This window comes from Campylobacter sp. 2018MI13 (assembly GCF_018501135.1).
GTDB lineage: Bacteria > Campylobacterota > Campylobacteria > Campylobacterales > Campylobacteraceae > Campylobacter_E.
The window spans coordinates 1-224 of sequence record NZ_JAHCZC010000358.1 but is presented as its reverse complement, the minus strand read 5'-3'; the positions used below and the strand labels follow the sequence as shown (position 1 = coordinate 224).

1 rRNA gene is annotated in these 224 nt (G+C 45.5%); it reads left to right on the top strand.

The annotated features are described in order from the left end of the window. A 23S ribosomal RNA gene (locus KJQ99_RS10385) occupies positions 1-224 on the top strand; the annotation flags it as partial.

Sequence of the window (224 nt, the reverse complement as noted above, 5' to 3'; positions counted from 1 at the left end):
GCCCGTACCGTAAACCGACACAGGTGGGTGGGATGAGTATTCTAAGGCGCGTGGAAGAACTCTCTTTAAGGAACTCTGCAAAATAGCACCGTATCTGCGGTATAAGGTGTGGTTAGCCTTGTATTAGAATTTGACTTCGAAAGCAAGGAAACTTACAACAAAGAGTCCCTCCCGACTGTTTACCAAAAACACAGCACTCTGCTAACACGTAAGTGGATGTATAG